The following is a 22,128-nucleotide window of genomic DNA, read 5'->3' as shown; positions in this document are numbered from 1 at the left end:
TTTATATCAATGAAAAAATTAAGTCTAAAAAGTTATTTCAGTTTAACATTCTTAGTATTGGTAAGTGTTTTTAACACGGATGTTTTGGCTCAGAATGATATTGCGTCACCTTTAATTTTAGATATGGTTCACCATAATCCTGGTGAGGCGCCTTATCAATCGGCATATAATGATCCGGCAGTTATAAAAGAAATGGGTTATAACGGTAAGGTTTATTTTCTTTTTGAATCTCCAGCATTAGCGATAAATTGGGAATCTGTAGATCCGGATATTTTACCAAAAGGTTCAGAGGAACGCCAGTGGGTAGATGCTAAGGCTGCACAAATTAAAGAGATGCATGCGAAGAGCAAAGCACAAGATATGGCTATTTACGCGATGTCCGATTTGGTTTTATTTCCGAAACGATTAATAGAAAAATTTGGTATAGAAAACACTTTTGGAGATCCAAATAATGCCTTAACGGAAAAATTTATTCGAGCTCAAATTAACGAAATGTTCGATCAGTTTCCAGATTTAGATGGTTTGGTAGTGCGTATTGGCGAAACGTATTTGCATGATGCACCATATCATCAAGGTGCTATTGAAAATAAAAAAAGCCCTGAAAAGACTATTATTCCTTTAATGGAAATTCTTAGAGAAGAAATTTGTGTAAAACGAAACAAACAACTTGTTTTTCGAACATGGATTGCCTTCGATAAAAATATAAAAGACTATTTGGAAGTTAGTGATGCCATTGAGCCTCACGATAATTTGGTAATTAGTATAAAACATTGTGAGGGCGATTTTCATAGATCTAACGCATTTAGTAAGGTAATTGGTCAGGGACGTCATCGTCAAATTATAGAAGTTCAGTCAGCACGTGAATATGAGGGGAAAGGTGCTTACCCTAATTACATCGCAAACGGTGTTATTGAAGGTTTTGAGGAACATGCATGGATGCCTGAAGAACAAATTAATAGTATTAGTGAGTTTGTAGGTAAAAAGCCTGATTTGTATGCTGGTATTTGGACGTGGTCTCGTGGCGGTGGCTGGGAAGGTCCTTATATTAAAAGTGAAATGTGGTGCGATTTAAACGCATGGGTTATGGCACAATGGGGGCAAAATACTGATAAAAGTGAAGCCTTTATTTTTAATAGATATGCTATCGAGCGTTTAAAGTTGAAAGGTGAAGATGTTGCTAAATTTAGAGAACTGTGTTTGCTTTCTGCTGAAGCTGTAGTGCGAGGTAGAAATAGTACTTTTAGAGATATGAACCCTTGGTGGACAAGAGATCAGGGAATTGCTTGGCCGGGTGCTGTAAAAGGAGAAGTGGAGCGTAAGCGAAATTTAGAACAAAAAGATGAATCTGTTGCCAAATGGAAAACGATTGTTAAGCTGGCAAAATCTATTAAATGGGATAGTGAAGCGACTAAAAATCATGCTATAGGTTCTTCTGAATATGGATTAAGACTTTATAAAATATATCGAATTATTATTAACATGGCCGACGCTGAAAAACAAGGTGATACCAAGGCAGTTAAAAAATGGATTAAAGCTTATGATAAAGCTTGGGAGCATTACAATAAACTTCCGCAGCAATATCCATCGGTAGCGACACTTTATACTCAAAAATACGATCGCCACATTTCTAATAATGCGGACAAAAAAATTAACGAGTTGAGAACTAAATATTAATATTTGAAAGATAAATTATGCATAGTTTAAAACAAATTTCATTCATTGCTTTAGTGATGCTGTTGTCTTTAATGACGAATGGTCAATCAAAAATTAATAATGAAATTGATAAGGCTTCGGAAGCCAAACCTAAACCAAATATTATTTTTTTAATGACCGACGATCAACGTTGGGATAATATGGGAGTTTACGGGAAACCGGAGTTTAATACGCCTAATATAGATAAATTGGCAGCCGAAGGTGTGGTGTTCGATCAGGCGTTTTATGCTGTGGCTATTTGTATGCCGAGTCGAGTAACTATGTTAACGGGAAGGTATAATTCAAATCATAGAGTGAGTTTTGTAGCTCCAGACGATTATACGTTATCGCAAAATGATTTTAGTAAAAGTTACCCTGCATTACTTAAAAATGCGGGTTATAGAACGGGTTTTATAGGTAAGGTTGGGTTTACAGTAACAGATGAAGCTACACGACCAAGTATGCCAAAAGAGCAATTCTATAAAGAACATATGGGTGGAGTTTTTGATTTTTTTGCAGGAAGTGAAACCCGTGATAGAAAAGGGCATGTTACCTGGCCAGAAGAGGATGTAGAATTGAAAAATATCTATAAAGAAGGACGTCAAAATTCAGGGAGAACCTTAAGAACCGGAGAAGCTATGATGCGCTTTATAGATACACAACCCGAAGACCAACCGTTTTGTTTGTCAGTTAGCTTTTATGCAGTAAAGCACGATAACGATAAGGATGTATATATGCCACATTTTGAGCAATTTAAAGAAACAGAAATGAAAGCGCCAAATAATTGGGTGGAAGGCGATAATCCTGTTTTACCAACAGTGGTTATAGAAAATGCAAGAGGTGTGTATTTGCATAAAAAACGCTCATCTACACCCGAAATGTATCAAAGGCTTGTACGTCGTTTTGCAACACAGGGTTATACTGTAGATGAACAAGTTGGCTTTTTGGTTGAAAAACTAAAAGAGAAGAACATGTTAGAAAACACCGTTATTATCTATACCAGTGATAACGGTCGTTTTCAAGGTTCTCACGGGCTTTTTGATAAATGTCTTTTGTATGATGAATCTGTTAAGGCTCCTCTTATTATTTATGATGGACGTGTACCAGAATCGAAACGTAAACACAGAGAAAAGGCTTTAATTTCTTCAGTAGATATGGCGCCTACAATTGTTTCTATGGCAGGTTTAGAAGTGCCAAATAGTATGCAAGGTCGAGATATTAGTGATGTTTTGAGTCAAACTGAAGACATGTCGCAATGGCGAGATACGGTGTTTATGGAAGATTTGTTTTTGGCTGCTATGTTTCAAGAACGTTATAAAGATAATGTAGATGAATTAAATCAAAATTTAATAGAAAATAATAAATCTTATAGAAGTAGAGGCGTGCGTACAGAGCAATGGAAATATATTGTTTACTACGAACATACACCTAAAATTGAGGAACTTTATGATGTGATTAAGGATCCTTCTGAACAAAATAATTTGGTTCGTAATCTAGAGTATACTGCTGTTTTAGAAAAATTAAGAGCAAAAACAGAGGCGATGTATCAAGCAGCTATTCATAAAAACAACTAAAAACCATAAACTAAATCCCATGAAACACATTCTAAGTATTATTTTTTTATTCACTACAGTTTTAGGATTTGCTCAAAACAAGAATGAAGTGAGTATAGAATCTTTGTTAAAAGATATGGTGGATAGAGATGTTGTTGCTCGTTTTCCTTCAACTAATTTTAGATTAAAACAAGAAAGTAGTTATAATAGAGCTTCTACAACACCTCAAGATTCTGTTGGTTGGTTTAATAATCATGATTTCAACAGTAAAGATGACGATCATAATTTTATTAGAACAGAAGAAAAAAATGGTCAAAAAGAATGGGTGTTAATGGATCATGTAGGGCCTGGAGCTATTGTGCGTACTTGGATGCCTTTTTTGAGTGCAAATAAACCAGACACAGACATTGAAATCAAAATTTATTTAGATGGTAATGAAGAGCCTGCATTGCAAGGAAATATGTTAGGCTTGCTTGATGGAACTGGTTTGATTCCTTTTCCATTGGCACATCAGTCATTGCGTTCAGCAGTATCTTTTTTTCCTATTCCTTATGCTAAGAGTTGTAAAATTACAACAACACAGAGGCCTTTTTTCTATCAATTTACTTATAGAGAATATGATGATTACACACCTATAAAAACCTTTACTAAAGACGACTTTGATAAAACGTTGCCTTTAACTAAAGAAGTAGGAGAGTTATTGTTAGCTCCAAAAAATACAATGAAAGGTGAAGATGTTTCTTTTAGTGCAAAATTAAAATCTAAAAAAGAAAAATCTATAAAATTACCAGAAGGAAATGCAGCTGTTAGAGAGCTTAGTATAAAATTAGATAATTACAAAAATCCTGATGTAACTCGTACTGTAATTTTAAAAATTGAATTTGATGGTGAGCCAACTGTTTGGTGTCCATTAGGTGATTTCTTTGGAAACGGAATAGGCTTACATCCATTTCAAGGCTGGTATAGAACGGTTAGTGAAGATGGAACAATGATATGTAGATGGGTGATGCCATATCAAAAAACAGGAAAAATATCGATTGTTAATATAGGGGAAACTACAGTAAATGTAGACTTAAAAGCAACTGTTGGTCAATGGAATTGGGATAGCGAAAGCATGTATTTTAATGCAGCTTGGAAAGGGCAATATCCTGTAGCTACTAGACCTTTTTCTGATTGGAATTATATTACAATAAAAGGAAGAGGTGTATATGTGGGAGATGCTTTAACTGTTATGAATCCTGTTGAAAGATGGTGGGGAGAAGGCGATGAAAGAATTTATGTAGATGGTGAAGATTTTCCATCCATTTTTGGAACAGGAACCGAAGATTACTATGCCTATTCTTGGGGAGGAAAAAGTAACGAGTTTTATGAGCATCCTTTTCATGCACAACCAAGAAGTCATATATTCAATAAGTTAAATAAAAAACCTAAAGATTTTAAGGGGAAAAACACCTCTGGTTATAGCACAGAAACTAGAACTCGTGCCTTAGATGTTATGCCTTTTAGTAGTTCTCTGAAATTAGACATGGAAGTTTGGAGCTGGACAGACTGCGAAATGGGATATGGAGTAGGGATGTATTGGTATGGTGATAAACAAACCACATCTAATAGAGTACCAGATGAAAAAGAAGCATTAAACGTGCCTCCATTGCCAAAGAATTTTCCGAATGAATAATTTATCAGAAATGATACCATAAATTATTCATTAAAAAAGTACCAACTAAAAAACAAAATTATAATGACAAAAAACATTTGCTTTCTAAGTATAACGCTTCTTTTTTTAGTAAGCTGTAACTCAAAATACAAATATAATTTTGAGAAATCGGAACATGGTCTCACCATCCATCAGGATAGTTTAAATATTAATGTTGAAATTATTGATGATGCCATTATTCATGTCAATAAAATACTGAATACAAGTACACCGTCAACAATTCCAGATTATGTTACAGTTTTAGAGCCTCAAAACGTAGATTGGGAGTTTAAAGAAACGTCAGACAGAATAACAATTAGTACCAAGTTGGTAAAAATATTTGTGGATAGTGATGGCACGATAACTTATGAAGCAAAGGATGGTAAAGATTTATTAGCCGAAACCAATCAGCATACTTTTATTAATTCTGAAGAAGAAGAAGGAAAGGAACACAACGTTTCGCAAGGGTTTCAAGCAGGAGATGAAGGTTTGTATGGTTTAGGGCAATATCAAAGTGGTATCATGAACTGGAAAAATGTACCAATTCGTTTACAGCAATACAATCAAGAAATAGCGATTCCGTTTTTAGTTTCAACTAAAGGTTATGGTATTTATTGGCATAATTATAGTCTTACCGATTTTAATAATCCTGAAAATGAGATCGTATTTGATTCTAAAGCCGAAGTTATTAATAATAGTGAAGATACAGTAGCGCCTGTTGATGGTGAAAAGGAAAATGTAGCTGCTTATGCCGCTAAAGAGGCTGCCGAAAAAAACATACGCGAAACTACGTTTACACCAACAAAAACTGGAGAATATACCTTTTTAGCTTTAAGTGATAACAACGGCCGTATGCGAGGGAATATTAATGTATCCATCGATGGCGACCCTGTTGTTAATTATTCAACAATATGGATGCCTAGACGATATTCTGGTAAAAAACATTTGGAAGCAGGCAAAACATATAGAGTAGTGTTCCAAAATACAGGAGCAAAAATACCTGGAAAATTATTTTATAATGAACCTGATTTCAACAAAACCGTTTTTAGTAGTACTAAAGGAAATGCCATCGATTATTACTTCGTTTATGGAGCTAACCCTGGAGAGGTTATATCAAACTATCAAGAGCTAACAGGCAAGGCGCCTATGTTTTCTAAAAAATCTTATGGTTTCTGGCAATGTAGAGAACGCTATCATAATCAAGAGGAATTGTTAGAAAATGCTCGCGAAATGAGAGATCGAAATATTCCTGTTGATAACATTGTTCAAGATTGGTTTTACTGGCCAAAAGGCACTAAAGGACCAGAGTGGGATAGAGCTAAATATCCAGATCCAGATGCTATGGTAGATGAGCTGACTAAGCTGAATTTAAATTTAATGGTTTCTGTTTGGCCAGAGGTTAAAAATAAACCTTTAGAGGAAAAGTATGGGCTTACTAAAATAGAAAGTAGTAATTATATCGATATTTATGATAAAAAAGTAAGTGAGCAATTTTATCGCGCCTTAAGTGATTCTATGTTTCATAAAGGTGTAAAATCTATTTGGTTAGATGGTACAGAACCAGAAGGAGTAAGAGATACAAAAGTAAGTACTGCCGTTGGACCTTATGAAGAAGTTCAAAATCCTTATTCTTTAGAAGTAACAAGAGCCATGTACGAAGGTCGAAGAGAAGAGTTTCCTAACGAGCGTGTTTTTAACTTAACAAGATCGGCTTATGCTGGACAACAACGTTACGGAGCAACATCCTGGTCTGGCGATGTCGCTGGAACTTGGGAGCAGTTTGCAGAACAAATTCCTGCAGGATTGAATTTTACAATGGCTGGCGTACCGTATTGGACACATGATATTGGTGGTTTCTTTAGAGATTCTAAGTCGTTAAATCCTATTTACGATAGTCAATACACTAATCCGGAATATATAGAACTGCTTACACGTTGGTTTCAATTTGGAGCGTTTAGTCCTATTTTTAGAATCCATGGTTATGTTTCAGAAACTGAAATTTGGAGATATAACAAAGATTTTGAAACTACAGCTCGCAAATTTATAGATACCAGATATAAATTGATGCCATATATTTATTCTGAAGCTTGGAAAGTAACAACTCAAGGTAAATTAATGATGTCGCCACTTGTGTATCATTACCCAAATGATAAAAATACTTGGGGTATTAAAGATCAATTCTTTTTTGGAGAATCGTTAATGATTTGCAATGTTACCGAATATCAACAACGTCAAAAAGAAATTTATTTGCCAGAAGGTATTTGGTATAATTTCTGGACAGGTGAAAAAGTAAAAGCTACCGGGAAAATTACTGTTGAAACGCCTTTAGATGAAACTCCAATTTATGTAAAAGCAGGAAGTATTTTACCAATAGGTCCAAAAGTTCAGTTTGCTACAGAATTAACAAAAGATCCAATTGAAATTGTAGTCTATCCTGGAGCTGATGGAGAATATGTAGTCTATTTTGACGATAACGAATCGTATAATTATGAGGATAAAACCTATTCTGAAGTGGTTTTTACTTATTCAGATACTGATAAAACACTAAAAGTAACTAAAGGCGTTGACAATTATGTTGTGTTTGAAGATTTACCAAAAGAGTTCCTAATACACACAGTAGATCAAGGCCGAGCAGAAAGAATTTATTTTCAAGGCGAAGAAACTACTATTCAGTTTTAGATTTTTATTTAAACAACATTAAAATGAATAATTTAAAACTTAACTTTTTAGTCTTAACAATATTGACAGGGATTAACTTATCCTTCAGTCAAATAAAATTAAAAGGTCTTGAAGATTTTCGAACCCCTCAAGGTGATTGGTTTGAAGTGAAATCGGTTGAGATGGATTTGGTTAACTACCAATTTTTACATTTTAAAAAAGGTGCAGGTGTTTTTGTAAATGGAGAAACAGGCAAAACGGAACATCTAGAAACTCATGAGTCTTATGGCGATGTAGAATTGCATATTGAATTTCTATTGCCAAAAGGTTCCAATTCAGGAGTTTATTTTCAGAGTAGATACGAAATCCAAATTTTTGATAGTTACGGAAAAGATGATATAGCGTATTCCGATTGTGGAGGAGTTTATCAGCGTTGGGATGAAAGTAAACCTAAAGAAGAAAAAGGTTACGAAGGTATCTCGCCAAGAGTTAATGCAACATTACCGTTAGGAGAATGGCAGACTTACGATATCATTTTTAGAGCGCCGAAGTTTGATGAAAATGGAAATAAAATAAAAAACGCCATGTTCGAAAAGGTAATTCTTAACGGACAAATTATTCATGAAAACAAAGAAGTAACTGGAGTTACTCGTGAAGGTTTAGATGCTGCTGAGGTTGCTTTTGCTCCATTAAGGTTACAGGGCGATCATGGAAGTGTTGCTTTCAGAAATATTCTCATTAGAAAATTAGATAATATAAGAGAGGCTAAGTTTGATACATGGGTAGACCTTTTTGAGAATTCAAAAGAAACAGGACCCAATTACGATTTTATTGTAAATGGTGACGCTACAGAACAAGAAGCGAATACCATGTTTGAGTATAATGGAAAGGAGCTTAAAGCCATGTATAAGTGGAAGAAAACCGCCGCACCTTACGGGGTTGCGATTACCAAAAAAGCTTACAGCTCTTATGATTTGAAGTTTGAGTTTAAATGGGGTGAACGTAAATTTGAACCACGACTCGATAAAATACGGGATGCCGGTTTATTATATCATTGTCCTGTGGGGAGTTATGCTTGGCCATCAAGCTTGGAATATCAAATTCAAGAAGGCGATTGTGGCGATCTATGGAATATTTTGGGAGCGCATTGTGATGTTTTAAAAGATGGAGAAATTCAGAAAATTCAGAAAAAAAGCTATAGTAGTTCAAAAAAATGGACTAATGAAGAAAAACCAGGCTGGAATCAAGTCTTGTTGCAAGTTAGAGGTGATAGCGCAAAATACTATTTAAATGGGGTGTTAATCAATGAAATCATCAATGCAACTTATGGAGGTTTATCGCTTAAATCTGGATTTATAGCTCTTCAGGCAGAGTATTCTGAATTGATTTATCGAAATATAAAAATTATGGAAACACCATAAAGCGGATATTACTTTCACAATTTTTTAAAACACTTCACTATTCTATTTCAATTCAAATAATGAAACTAAATAGGCGAAAAAAAAGATTTTCTGTTTAATAAAGTTATAATTTATAGACTTAGTATCATGCTTTATATGTCATAAAGTGAATGAGGTGTATGTTTGTAAATATTAAAAAAATAAACGATGACAAAAAGTAGCTCTCTTCTAAAAAAAGGTATTATCATTTTTTTAGTCTTATTTCTATATCAATCACATGCACAAATCACAGTAAACTCATTAGAAGAGTTAATTCCTTATCTCGAAAAAAATAACGTTGAGGTGAAAATGGCGCCTGGTGTTTACTCGATAACGGCTGCCGATGTAAAAAATGGTCTATATCCAAAATCATCCTTTGTAGGGAAGGAGTGTAAAGTGTTATTGCTTTTTGAAGGAAATAATAGCACCTACGATTTCTCAGGGGTTACCATTGAGGTGGATACAAAAGTGTTTCAATCTTATGGAAATATTAGAATTAACGAAATTCAAATTGTCGGTAATAATAATGTTCTTAAAAACCTAACATTAATAGATGATGGATCGGTTTATGATGGGCCAACAAAAGGCGCGTTAAATGTATGTATAGATGGAAAAGAGAATCTAGTTGAAGGCTTCTACGTAGCCGCTAAAGGATCGTTTCCTTATGGTTATGGCGATGCGTTTGGTAAAGGCGGAAAAAACGTAATTAGACACCAAAAACACAGTTCTTGTTTAATTCGTGGAGAATCTAATCACTTAAAAAACTCGACGTTTATTCATAGAAGTTACGGACATTGTTTGTTTATGCAAGCTGCAAGTAACCCAACAATAGAAGGTTGTTATGTAGAAGGCGAAATGCGTAGTACCGACGATATGCTATTGGAAAAAGGTACAGGCTCTCCTGCCGATAAAGTCGATTTTATGACGGTTTGGGGATACGAACTTCCAAAAGGCTACATGTTAAGTACAGGCGAAGCGGGTATTCGTGCTTATAACGCAGGTGAAACTATTATTGATGGTAAACTTATTAAGCGCGGCACATCGAACCCAACCATATTAAATTGTACCGTTAAAAATATGAGAACAGGTGTGACTTTAGCGCATGCAACTGGTAAAAAATATGTCGAAAATTGTACGGTTATTGGTAGTGAAAACGGATTCTCTTTAGGTTCTGGAGATGTGGTGAATTGTAGAGCTGATTGTAGTTATGGCCCGGTATATTCATCGACTTACGAAAATGATAAAAACTTTAATGCTGATATCACGATCATTCCTGCGAGTAATCCATACATGAATGGTTCTGGGAGTGTGGCTTATATAGGTGGTCGTGGTCATAATATCACTTTACGTGGAAGTAATGAAGGTGTCGAACACGGATTGCAAATTAAAGTTGGTGGTTTAAAAAATAACATTCGTTTATTAAATGGAAATTTCCCGCATCAAAACGACTTTAAAGGCTCTGAATTTGAAATTAATAACCTTACCGATTATCCATTATATCTTTCGAATAAAAGTTTAGGTGTTACAGGTAGAACGTCTGGGTCTATTGAAGATTTAGGTGCAAATAATACTATTCAATTAAAATAATAGATAAGATACCTTTTAAAATGAAACAACTCAAGTTTATAAATATTGCAGTAGTACTTATGTTAGTTTGTACACAGTTTAGTTGGGCTCAAAACACAGGTAAAGCCATTGAAAATAGACTTCAGTTAAATCAAATTAAAGTGTCTAGTTTATCCGAGTTGCGCTTAGCAGTTCAAGAAAGTAATCAACACATTATTCTTAAGCCAGGAAAATATATTATTACCGATTTACCCATAGAATCAAGAAGTTTCTCCTGTTCTGGTTCAAACAATATTATTGAACTGAGTGCCGTTTATATCAATTTCCCTGTCGGAACTTGTAAAGATGCGCATTTCGATATTACAGGATCGAATAATATTTTAAGAGGTGGTGATTTCGAAGATACTTACCAAAACGGTATGGAGAAAGTAACCGATTTTGGTAGCTACAATCAAAACCGAAAAACCTTAGCAAAAGGCTTAAAAGGTGGTGCAAATATTCGAGTTTCAGGAAATAATAATACTGTGGAAGGCATAAAGCTAACCGTAAGAGGTTCGTTTCCTTATGGCTATGGCAATATGTACGGTATAGGTAGAGGTAATGCTACTGGGTTAGACAAACGTTGTGCTTTATTAATTACAGGCGTGGGAAATACGGTTGATAATAGCGAATTTCAACATCGAGCATTTGGACATGTTATTTACATGCAGAAAAACGCCGATAAAACGCTTATAAAAAACACTTACATTGAAGGGGATGTACGCCCAAGTAACGACGCTTACACAGAAACCAATGATGGTGATTTACCAAAACGATTTAATTACAAAATGCCACTTGGCGAAATGCAAGGACTTCCTATTCCTCGTGATGTAATGTTTAATCTTACGGAAGATGGTATTCGCGCTTATAATATTCCAGGTTCTGTTACCGTCGAGAATTGTGTGGTTAAAAAATGCCGTGGTGGTATTAAATTGTACATGGCTAAAGGGAAAGTAACGGTTAAAAATAGCACGGTTTTAGATTGTGTTGTAGAGGGTTATTCTCTAAATAATGGAGGCGAAATGATTAATTGTAAAGGCAATGCCGCTTACGGACCGTTACTTTACATGCATTTCGATAAGGTATCAAACCAAAATATAGATTTAACTGTTTTACCAGCGCCTCATGCTGTCGGAAATCATGTGTTTGCTGCCATAAAAGGGCATGGACATAATATAAAATTAACGGCAGCTAATCCTTCAGAAACCATCGATAATATACTTAGGCCAATCGTGGTTGGTTATCCTGCTCGCTTTCAGTTTTTAACTACAGATTATCCAAATGTGCCTAAAGGTTACGAGGAAAATTTTAAGAAGCATTTTGGAAATAAAATGTATAGTGCGACAAATATTTCAATAAAAAACGGCACTAATTATCCGGTTGTTTTAGGTCATTTATCTGAAGAAAATCAAGTAAAAAGTAGTGGTAAAGTAACCGATTATGGAACAGCTAATCTTGTGAAAATCGATCCTGTTTCCGAAGAAAAAAAGTAGTTAATCCCTCTAAACATCGAAGTTTTTTCAATATAAGCCTATAATTTATAGTATTTGAATGATAGTTTATATCCATATCTCTACGGAAGTGATATTTTTATGCTCTTAAATGTCCGTTTTCTAATGCGCGGATATTTTAATTGAAACATTCAACATCTATTCAGATAAATTAATTCTTATGAAAAAAAGTAGAGGTCTTATTGCTGTAATTTTATGCGCCTTATTTATGGTGTCATGTAAATCGGAAGAAAAAAAGACTGAAGTAAAGAAAGAAAAACCAAACGTAATTTTACTTGTTGTAGATGATCAGGGTTATGGTGATATTGGACGCCTTGGTAACAAGGAAATTAAAACTCCAAACATTGATAATCTTTACGATGTAAGTGCGCGTTTTACACAATATCACGTGTCTCCAACTTGTGCGCCAACAAGAGCTGCTTTAATGACAGGGCATCACTCTAACAGAGCTGGTGTTTGGCATACTGTAAACGGGCGTTCGTTAATTTTAGATAGAGAGACAACCATTGCTCAGGTTTTTAAAGATAATGGTTATGCAACCGGAATTTTTGGAAAATGGCATTTAGGTGATAATTATCCATTTCGTCCAGAAGATAAAGGCTTCGAAGAAGTTTTAGTACACAGTGGTGGCGGTATTGAGCAAGCCTTGGATTATTGGGATAATGATTATTTTAATGATACCTACAAGCACAATGGTGAGTTAAAGAAGTTTGAAGGATTTTGTACTGATATTTGGTTCGATAACGCTAAAAAATATATGGCAGAAAATCAAAAGAATAATAAACCCTTCTTCTGTTATTTATCTACCAACGCAGCGCACACGCCATATTTTGTTGATAAGAAATATTCCGATCCTTATGAAAATAATGAAAACATACCAAATGCAGCCTTTTATGGTTTAATTTCTAATGTTGATGAAAATATAGGGAAACTAGTAGCGTATTTAAAAGAAATCGATTTAATGGATAACACCATTTTGATTTTCTCTACGGATAATGGAACTTCAGCAGGTGCCAAAATTGAAAAAGGAGGCGATCGTTTAGATGGTTTTACTGATAAAGGATTCAACGCTGGCATGCGTGGTATTAAAGCGAGTATGTATGAGGGTGGACACCGCGTACCATTATTCATTCACTGGAAAGATGGAGGAATTACTACCGGAAAAGATATTAACGAACTTACGGCACATTACGATATTGCACCAACTTTGGTCGATTTATGTGGTTTAGAAGTTAAAGAAGATTTAAAATTCGACGGAAAAAGTTTAAAACCATTAATCGATGGTCATAATGAAGCATTTGTAGATCGTGTAGTGATTACTAATTCGCAACGTACTGAAGTACCAGAACCTTGGAGAAGAACGGCTTTTATGAAAGGCGATTGGAGACTTGTTAATGGTGCCGAACTTTACGATTTAAGTAAAGATCCTGAGCAACGCATTAATGTTGCCGATCAGTTTCCAGAAAAAATGGATGCTTTTAAAGCAGAATATGATGCTTGGTGGAAAGAAATCTCTCCTAGTTATAGCGATCAACCTTATATTATAGTAGGTACTCCAAATGAAAACCCAACAACGTTACACGGTCATGATTGGCACACTACAGCCGCAGCAAGTCCATGGCACCAACGCCATATTAGACAAGGTTATATCGATAATGGTTATTGGTTAGTAAAGGTTGCTGAAAGTGGAACTTACAACTTAAAATTACGTCGTTGGCCAATAGAAACAGGTTTACCTTTAAATGGCGTGGCTCCGGTGCGTCCAACTTTAGAAGGCACAACGGTTAGAGAAAGTGTAAAAAGCAAAGCGTTCACTATCAAAAATGCTAGAATTAAAATTCAAGATGAAGAGCAGTCTGTTGTTGTAGATCCTAATGCGGAATTTGTAGAATTCACTGTAGATCTTAAAGCAGGAGAAACACAGCTTCAAACTTGGTTTACTTTAGATTCAGGTGAAGAATTAGGCGCATATTACACGCTCGTCGAAAAAATGTAAGTTGGACTTTATAAATTTTTACTTTTAGGAATTAATAACCTAACTTTTACCATAATGAGAAAGAGGATTTCATTACTATTTTTAGTCTTAATTGCAATATTTTCCAGTTTTGATAGGCTTTCGGCACAATCGAAACAAAAACCAAATGTCATTATTGTAATTACCGACGATCAAGGAAAAGGCGATTTAGCTTGCGAAGGGAATAAGTTTGTTAAAACACCAAATATCGATAAGTTTTATTCCGATGCGGTTCGTTTTACAAATTACCATGTGTCTACAACATGTGCGCCAACGCGTGGAGCAATCATGACGGGACGCCATAGTAATCGTGTTAATGTGTTTCATACTATAAATGGACGCTCTATTCTTTTTGAAGATGAAGTGACTTTACCTCAGATTTTTGCTCAAAACGGATATACTAATGCGATGTTCGGAAAATGGCATTTAGGTGATAATTATCCTTTTCGTCCTGAAGATAGAGGCTTTCATGAAGTTATTCGTCATGGTGGCGGAGGTGCAGGTCAAGGTCCAGATTACTGGGGTAACGATTATTTCGATGATACCTACTGGCACAATAGTAAAATGGAAAAGTACGATGGGTATTGCTCAGATGTGTTTTTCAATGGTGCTTTAGATTTTATTGAAACCAATAAAGACAAACCTTTTTTCTGCTATATTTCTACCAATGCACCGCATTCACCGTACAATCTTCCAAAAAATTATTTCGATTTATATCAAGGTAAAAAGTATAAAGACATCAATGAGAGAACCTTGCGTTTTTATGGAATGATTACCAATATTGACGACAATTTTAAAAAGTTAGAAGATAAATTAGACGATTTAGGTATCGCCGATAATACCATTGTAATTTTTACAACAGATAACGGTACAGCAGCAGGTAGAAGTGTTTACAATGCAGGCTTAAAAGGCGGTAAAGGTAGCCAATATGAAGGTGGACACCGTGTGCCACTATATATTAGATGGCCAGATGGAAAATTGACAGGCGGTAAAGATATTGATGAGTTAGTAGCGCATTACGATTTATTACCAACGTTTGTAGATTTATTAGGTTTAGATTTTAATCCGGTTAAAAAACTCGATGGTAAAAGTTTAACGCCTTTATTAGAAGCTAAGAATGATACTTGGGAAAACCGAATTTTATACATGGATACCCAAAGAGAACAAAACCTAATCAAGTATAGAAAATATACGGTTATGGACAAAGATTGGCGTTTAGTTGACGGTAAAGAGCTGTACAATATAAACACCGATTTAGGTCAAGAAAATAACATCATTTCTGCACACCCAGAAGTGGCAGAACGTTTAGGCGTAGGTTACGAAAGCTGGTGGCAATCTTTTGTAGACGAAAAAGTAAACGAACGTTATGCTTACATAAAAGTTGGTTCTCCAAAAGAAAACCCGAGTAGAATTTCAGCCCACGATATGATTGTTGGGAAATACAGTGGTTCATGGCATCAAAATGGTGCTATTACAGGAACGCGTGCTGGTGGTAAATGGAAAATAGAATTTGTTGAAGATGGCGATTATAAAATCAGTTTACGCAGATTTCCAAGAGAAAGCAACTTAGCTATCAATGCTACGTTTCCTGCTCAAGAAAAGGCTATTGAATATGATAAAACATCGCCAGCGGGTGTAAAATCAGATTTTAAAGAAGCTTTCTTATATGTAGCTAATATTTCTAAAACTTTAGAAATTAAAGCAGATCAAGATGAAGTAACTTTTACAGGGAAAATTCCAGCAGGAAAATACGATATGGAAGCACAACTTATAGATGAGTTAGGTCGTGTACATCCTGCATATTATGTATATGTTGAAAAAATAAATTAAAAACGCTGTTTAGCGGAATTTAAAATATCAAAATGAAATTAGTATTAAAAGTTGTCACTTGTTTGAACTTCGCTTTGTTAGTCTCTTGTGGCCAACAAAATAAAGCACAGGCAGTAAAAGCATCCGAAGAAACAAAACCCAATATTGTTATTATTTATACCGACGATCAAGGTTATGGGGATGTTGGTGCACTTAACCCTGAGGCGAAATTTAGAACGCCAAATATGGATAAGTTAGCTAACGAAGGTGTTACTTTTACCGATGGACACAGTAGTGATGCGGTTTGTACACCTTCTAGATACAGCTTGTTAACAGGACGTTACAGTTGGAGAACAAGTTTAAAGAAAAACGTTTTACGTGCAGATGGTCCGTGTTTAATTGAAAAAGATAGAATGACGATTGCTTCGCTACTTCGTGAGCAAGGTTATAGCACAGCCATGATTGGTAAATGGCACCTTCAAATGGAGTTTGAAGGTGATGTAAAAAAAGGTGGTCGCGATTGGTCTAAACCTTTCACAGATGGTCCCATTGAAAAAGGTTTCGATTATTTCTTCGGAATCCCTGCTTCTATGAATTATGGCATATTAACATATTTAGAAAACGATCGAGTGCTTGATCCTCCAACGCTTTACACAAAAAAGAAATTGGATGTTACGCCGCGTACTTATAGAATGACGCCGCCATATCAAGAAGAACAAGCTAAGGGCTATGTTGAGGTAGCGCCTTCATTTAATGACGAATTGGTTCTTAAAACTTTTGCAGATAAAGCCGTTGAATATATCGGTAATGCTGCAGATGAATCTAAATCTGGAAAACCTTTCTTTTTATACTTACCACTTACAAGTCCCCATTTACCACATTGTACACATCCTGATTTTCAAGGGAAAAGTAATTGCGGAAATTATGGCGATTTTATGGAAGAAACAGATTATCGTATCGGGCAAGTGCTTGATGCTTTAAAAGCAAATGGTTTAGATGAAAATACTTTGGTTATTTTTTCATCGGATAATGGTGCCGAGTCTAATTACGAATATCAGAGAGACACCTACGAACATTACAGTTGTATGAATTTTAAAGGGGGAAAACGTGATATTTATGAAGGCGGACACCGAGTACCGTTTTTAATGCGTTGGCCAAAAGCGATTAAAGCAGGAACACAAGTAAACGATCCGGTTTGTCAAACCGATTATTTAGCTACTATTGCCGATATTGTTGGGGCTAATATACCTGATAATGCAGGAGAAGACAGTTATAGTTTATGGCCAATGATTAAGGATGACGCTGTTAAACAAAAAGCAGATAGACCAGTGATTCACCATTCATTTACAGGACATTTCGCTATTCGCGAAGGGAAATGGAAGTTAAACATGCTGAGAGGTTCTGGTGGTTCTTTAAAACCTGTAATTATAGAACCAAAAGAAGGCGAAGCACCGTTTGAACTATATGATATAGAAAACGATCCTGGGGAAACTACAAATCTTTATTTTGAAGAACCAGAAGTGGTTAGTAGGCTAACAGCTAAAATCACCGATATTATAAAAACAGGTCGATCGACAGAAGGGGCACCTCAACCTTATGTTACAGAAAATTGGGAGCAATTAACATGGATGAGCTTAAATTAAGTAAGCTTATATTGAAATTTTTAAATTGAAGTTAGTGATGTTGGCGAATAAAATTATTTCTAAAATAATAATAGAATTTGATTCTAATAGATAAATAGAATGAGAGCAAAAGTCAGCATTTTCAGAGTCTTATTTTTTGTTTGTTCTTTTATGGTTCAAGCAAAAGATTTTCATGTATCAAAAAAAGGAAATGATTTTAATGAAGGAAGCCAGAGCGCTCCGTTTAAAACTATTTCTAAAGCAGCCAAATTAGCACAGCCAGGCGATGTTATTATCGTTCACAAAGGTGTTTATCGAGAACGCATAGATCCTTTTTATGGAGGAAGAAATGATAGAAGCCGAATTGTTTATAAGGCAGCCGAGAACGAAGAGGTTTGGATTAAAGGTTCCGAAGTTATCAGCACTTGGAAAAAGCATAAAGGCTCTGTTTGGAAAGTCGTGATTAATAATAGTTTCTTCGGAGATTTTAATCCGTATCAAGAAATTCTTTATGGCGACTGGTTAACAAAAACTTACGGCAGAGATCATCATTTAGGCGAGGTTTATGTAAATGGAAAGGCTTTGTATGAAATTGATAGTCTATCTAAAGTAGCGTCTTTAAATCCTTTAAAAAGAGCAACGGATGTTGAAGGTTCGAAATACAAATGGTATTGTGAAACAAACAATGAAACGACAACGATATACGCCAATTTTCAAGATAAAAACCCTAATAAAGAGTTAGTAGAAATCAATGTGAGGCCTACTGTCTTTTTTCCGAAGAAAACAGGAATTAACTATATCACCGTTCGTGGATTTAAAATGGCACATGCAGCAACGCAATGGGCTCCACCAACAGCAGAACAACAAGGTTTAATAGGTCCAAACTGGAGCAAGGGATGGATTATCGAAAACAACCTCATCACAGACTCTAAATGCGCAGGAGTAGTAATAGGAAAAGAACGAGGTTCTGGTCAAAATGCTTGGCGTCGCGATAAAAAGAAACATGGTACACAACGCGAGCGTGAAGTTGTTTTTAAAGCTTTACAAATGGGATGGTCTAAGGAAACAATTGGTTCTCATGTTATTAGAAACAATACCATAAAAGATTGTGAACAAGGCGGAATTATCGGTCATCTTGGTTGCATTTTTAGTGAAATATCTAACAATCATATTTATAATATAAATGTAAAAAAACAGTTTGATGGTTGGGAAATTGCAGGAATTAAACTGCACGCAGCTATAGATGTTCTTATAAAAAATAATTTTATACACGATAACCACAGAGGTATTTGGTTAGATTGGCAAGCACAAGGTGCTCGGGTATCGGGTAATCTTTTATTTAATAATGAAGATCAAGATTTATTTGTTGAGGTAAATCACGGACCTATGGTAATTGATAACAATATTATACTTTCAGAAAGAGGGATTCTTAATGCGTCTCAAGGTACAGCGTTTGTCAATAATTTAGTTGCAGGAAATATACACATGAGAACGGCAACAAATAGGTTTACACATTATCATTTCCCACATTCTACGGAAGTTTTGGGGATGATGACGGTTATACTTGGTGACGATCGTTTTTACAATAACATTTTTGCTGCCAATAACGAGTCGTTAGAGAAGAGTCAATATTATGGTTTGGATGCTTATAACGATTTTCCTTCGGCTTCATACCAATGGAAATCACCTGGTAGTTTAAATAACTATAATGCACAGAAGTTCCCCGTTTTTATAGATGCTAATTTGTATTTAAATAGAGCTAAACCATCCAATATAGAAACAAATCTTGTTGAAAATAAAACCTTAAATCCGGCTATTCGTTTAACTAAATCGGACGATGGTTATTACTTAAGTATTACTGCAGACGCGAGTTTTAGGCAAGTTAAAACACAGTTTGTAAATACCACTATTTTAGGTGCTGCTTTTCAATCGGAAACACCTTATGAAAATCCTGATGGCTCTGCACTCACCATTAATGAAGATTATTTTGGAAACGAAAGAACCACGGAACAACCATTGGTTGGCCCATTTCAGAATTTAAAAATAGGAGAGAATAGAATTAAAGTTTGGAGAAATTAAGTTTGAAACATTAAAAATATGCAACGTAAAAAGTTTATAAAAATTTTAGGTTTTGGTACTTTAGGTATTGGTTTAGCTCCAATGGCCTTTGCTAAAAGTACTTATAAAAAAACAAACGAAGCCATTTGTAAACTCACTTGGGATGCCTTGTGTGGCAAAATCGGGAAGTCTTATAAAACGGATGCCTTTGTTTATGTGCATCCAAAAAAAGAGAATGCCTAATGTGTTTATTTATGGCGATTCTATTTCAATAGCTTATTCTTCAAAAGTGATGAAACTTTTAAGGGGAAAAGCTAATGTTTATCGCTTGTTTAAAAATGGAGGTTCTAGCGATCAGTTTATTGCGAATATGGATAAATTGGAGCAAAGTATGTTTCAACCCGGTTTAGAGCAAGGCTGGAAATTTGATTGGGATGTTATTCATTTCAATGTGGGTTTGCATGATTTAAAGTACCTAAAAGGAAAAAATCTAAACAAGAAAGATGGTAAGCAAGTGTCGTCTATTGAAACATATAAAGAAAATTTAGAAGGTATTTGTCAATATCTAAAAACGAAATTTCCGAAGGCAAAATTAATTTTTGCAACCACAACACCGGTTCCTGAAAATGCAAAAGGGCGCTTTAAAGGCGATAGTATTAAATACAATAGAGCAGCTTTAGAAGTTTTAGTAAATCATCCGGATATTATAATTAACGATTTGTACACTTTTACCAAACCACATCGCGAAGCTTGGGAGCAAGCACCCGGAAATGTGCATTATAAAGCTTTAGGTTTTAATAAGCAAGGAGAAGAGGTGGCGCGAATTATTGATGAGGTTTTATAATAAATACTTACATTAATAACTGAATTAATTACGTTTTCGTTAAGTTGAAAACCAAGAAAAGATATCTGAACAATCATTTAAATAGAAACATTAAAACCAAACAATAATCAATATGCATAAATTTTTTAAACACACTCTTTTAGCCGGAATTTTAGTGCTAGCGTTTACAAGTTGTAAAGACAAAGCAGAAACCAAAGCGGAAGTTGCAGAAGCTCCAAAACGACCAAATTTTCTATTTGTACTGGTGGATGATCAATCGCCGTTTGATTTGCAAACCTACGATCCAAATTCAATTTTAGAAACGCCAACCATTAGTAAGTTAGCTAGCCAAGGTGTTGTTGTAGAGCAAGCGCGCCACATGGGGTCTATGAATGGAGCTGTTTGTACGCCATCGCGCCATATGATTATGTCTGGAAGAACGTTATGGCATTTACCACCAAGTGCAGAATTTCAAAAGCAAACCGATCCAAACGAGATAGACGACCAAACTATTGGTGCTGTTTTTAATCGTGCGGGTTATAAAACCATGAGAACTTGTAAAAAAGGAAACTCTTATCCAGGAGCAAATAAGCAATTTACTGTGGTTCACGATGCAACAAAGCGTGGCGGCACAGAAGAAACAGGAAGTGCTTGGCATGCAAAGCAAGTGCTAGAATATTTAGGAGATAGAGAAGTTGCGAAAGAAGAAGATCCGTTTTTTATCTATTTCGGGTTTTCTCATCCACATGATACTCGAAATGGTACGCCGGAATTGTTAGAAAAGTATGGAGCAACTAATCATAAAGATCCAAATTCATTGCCTGCTGCAAATGATAAGCAACCAGAACTTCAGGATAATTATTTAGCGGCACACCCATTTTTTCATGGACATCCGCAACTTAGAGATGAGGAACGTGTAAGTGGTGTTTGGAAAAATAGAGATGAAAGAACGATAAGAAATGAATTAGGTAGAGAATACGCGTGTTCAGAGAATGTAGATAATCAATTAGAGAAAGTTTTAGCTAAGCTTGAAGCTATGGGTGAACTAGATAATACTTATATTGTTTATACTTCAGATCACGGAATGGCTATTGGTCGTCATGGTTTACAAGGAAAACAAAACTTATACGAGCATACTTCGAGAGTGCCATTTATAGTTAAAGGACCTGGGATTCCTTCAGGGAAACGTGTAACAGGGAATATGTATCTTTTAGATGTATTACCAACGTTATGCGATTTAGCAGGAATTGATGCTCCAGAAACTGTAGAAGGTAAAAGTATGGTACCCGTTTTTAGAGGAGAAAAAGAAACCGTTCGCGACGTGATGTATGGCGTATACGCTGGAGGAACAAAGCCAGGAATGCGTAGTGTGAAAATGGGCGATTGGAAATTAATCAAGTATGATGTAATGGACGGTAAAGTGAGAGAAACTCAACTTTTTAATTTAGCTGAAAATCCAAACGAATATCTGCCTGAGCATAATAAAGCAGGTGAAATGGAAACTGATTTAGCCGAAAACCCAAAATATGCTGAGAAATTAGCCGAAATGGAAGCTTTATTACTAGAGCAAATGGTTGCTCATGATGATCCTTACCGTCTTTGGAATCAAAAATCATAATATTTACAAAAGTCTCAACATAAATTAAGTTGA

Annotated in this window: 14 protein-coding genes; all 14 read left to right on the top strand. The window is 35.3% G+C overall.

The window, feature by feature from the left end; genetic code table 11:
- Nucleotides 1–9: 9 nt before the first annotated feature.
- The 14 genes from GQR98_RS00670 (at nt 10) to GQR98_RS00605 (ending at nt 22,095) form a co-directional block, all read left to right on the top strand.
- Nucleotides 10–1,674, top strand: coding sequence for a hypothetical protein (locus GQR98_RS00670; RefSeq protein ID WP_199270250.1), 1,665 nt, complete (start codon nt 10–12; stop codon nt 1,672–1,674).
- A 17-nt stretch (nt 1,675–1,691) separates the two neighbouring features.
- The gene (locus GQR98_RS00665) at nt 1,692–3,266 is read left to right on the top strand and encodes a sulfatase-like hydrolase/transferase (protein ID WP_199270249.1); all 1,575 of its coding nucleotides are present in this window, start codon (nt 1,692–1,694) and stop codon (nt 3,264–3,266) included.
- Nucleotides 3,267–3,285: 19 nt separating this feature from the next.
- The gene (locus GQR98_RS00660; protein ID WP_159017810.1) at nt 3,286–4,920 is read left to right on the top strand and encodes a glycoside hydrolase family 172 protein; all 1,635 of its coding nucleotides are present in this window, start codon (nt 3,286–3,288) and stop codon (nt 4,918–4,920) included.
- A gap of 63 nt (nt 4,921–4,983) precedes the next feature.
- Entirely contained in the window at nt 4,984–7,617 is a 2,634-nt protein-coding gene (locus GQR98_RS00655) for a TIM-barrel domain-containing protein (RefSeq protein WP_159017809.1), read from the top strand.
- A gap of 23 nt (nt 7,618–7,640) precedes the next feature.
- The gene (locus GQR98_RS00650; protein WP_159017808.1) at nt 7,641–9,017 is read left to right on the top strand and encodes a DUF1080 domain-containing protein; all 1,377 of its coding nucleotides are present in this window, start codon (nt 7,641–7,643) and stop codon (nt 9,015–9,017) included.
- 186 nt (nt 9,018–9,203) lie between these two features.
- The gene (locus tag GQR98_RS00645; protein WP_159017807.1) at nt 9,204–10,622 is read left to right on the top strand and encodes a right-handed parallel beta-helix repeat-containing protein; all 1,419 of its coding nucleotides are present in this window, start codon (nt 9,204–9,206) and stop codon (nt 10,620–10,622) included.
- A gap of 20 nt (nt 10,623–10,642) precedes the next feature.
- Nucleotides 10,643–12,133: a right-handed parallel beta-helix repeat-containing protein gene (locus GQR98_RS00640; protein WP_199270248.1), complete on the top strand. Its 1,491-nt coding sequence runs from the start codon at nt 10,643–10,645 to the stop codon at nt 12,131–12,133.
- Between the two features lie 178 nt (nt 12,134–12,311).
- Nucleotides 12,312–14,147: an arylsulfatase gene (locus GQR98_RS00635; protein WP_159017806.1), complete on the top strand. Its 1,836-nt coding sequence runs from the start codon at nt 12,312–12,314 to the stop codon at nt 14,145–14,147.
- Nucleotides 14,148–14,201: 54 nt separating this feature from the next.
- Nucleotides 14,202–15,995, top strand: coding sequence for an arylsulfatase (locus GQR98_RS00630; protein ID WP_159017805.1), 1,794 nt, complete (start codon nt 14,202–14,204; stop codon nt 15,993–15,995).
- A gap of 32 nt (nt 15,996–16,027) precedes the next feature.
- Nucleotides 16,028–17,617 (top strand): sulfatase family protein, encoded by a 1,590-nt coding sequence (locus tag GQR98_RS00625; RefSeq protein ID WP_159017804.1) that lies wholly within the window; start codon nt 16,028–16,030, stop codon nt 17,615–17,617.
- A gap of 99 nt (nt 17,618–17,716) precedes the next feature.
- Entirely contained in the window at nt 17,717–19,675 is a 1,959-nt protein-coding gene (locus tag GQR98_RS00620) for a DUF1565 domain-containing protein (protein WP_199270247.1), read from the top strand.
- Nucleotides 19,676–19,693: 18 nt separating this feature from the next.
- On the top strand, nt 19,694–19,897 hold the full coding sequence (locus GQR98_RS00615; RefSeq protein WP_159017803.1) for a hypothetical protein: 204 nt from the start codon (nt 19,694–19,696) through the stop codon (nt 19,895–19,897).
- Complete coding sequence (locus GQR98_RS00610; protein WP_159017802.1) at nt 19,869–20,498, top strand: SGNH/GDSL hydrolase family protein; 630 nt, start codon at nt 19,869–19,871, stop codon at nt 20,496–20,498. The genes GQR98_RS00615 and GQR98_RS00610 overlap by 29 nt, the downstream gene beginning before the upstream one ends.
- 112 nt (nt 20,499–20,610) lie before the next feature.
- On the top strand, nt 20,611–22,095 hold the full coding sequence (locus GQR98_RS00605) for a sulfatase-like hydrolase/transferase (protein WP_159017801.1): 1,485 nt from the start codon (nt 20,611–20,613) through the stop codon (nt 22,093–22,095).
- Nucleotides 22,096–22,128: the final 33 nt, after the last annotated feature.

The sequence above is a fragment of the Algibacter sp. L3A6 genome (assembly GCF_009796825.1).
Lineage (GTDB): Bacteria > Bacteroidota > Bacteroidia > Flavobacteriales > Flavobacteriaceae > Algibacter.
This window is presented reverse-complemented; position numbering and strand designations above follow the sequence as displayed.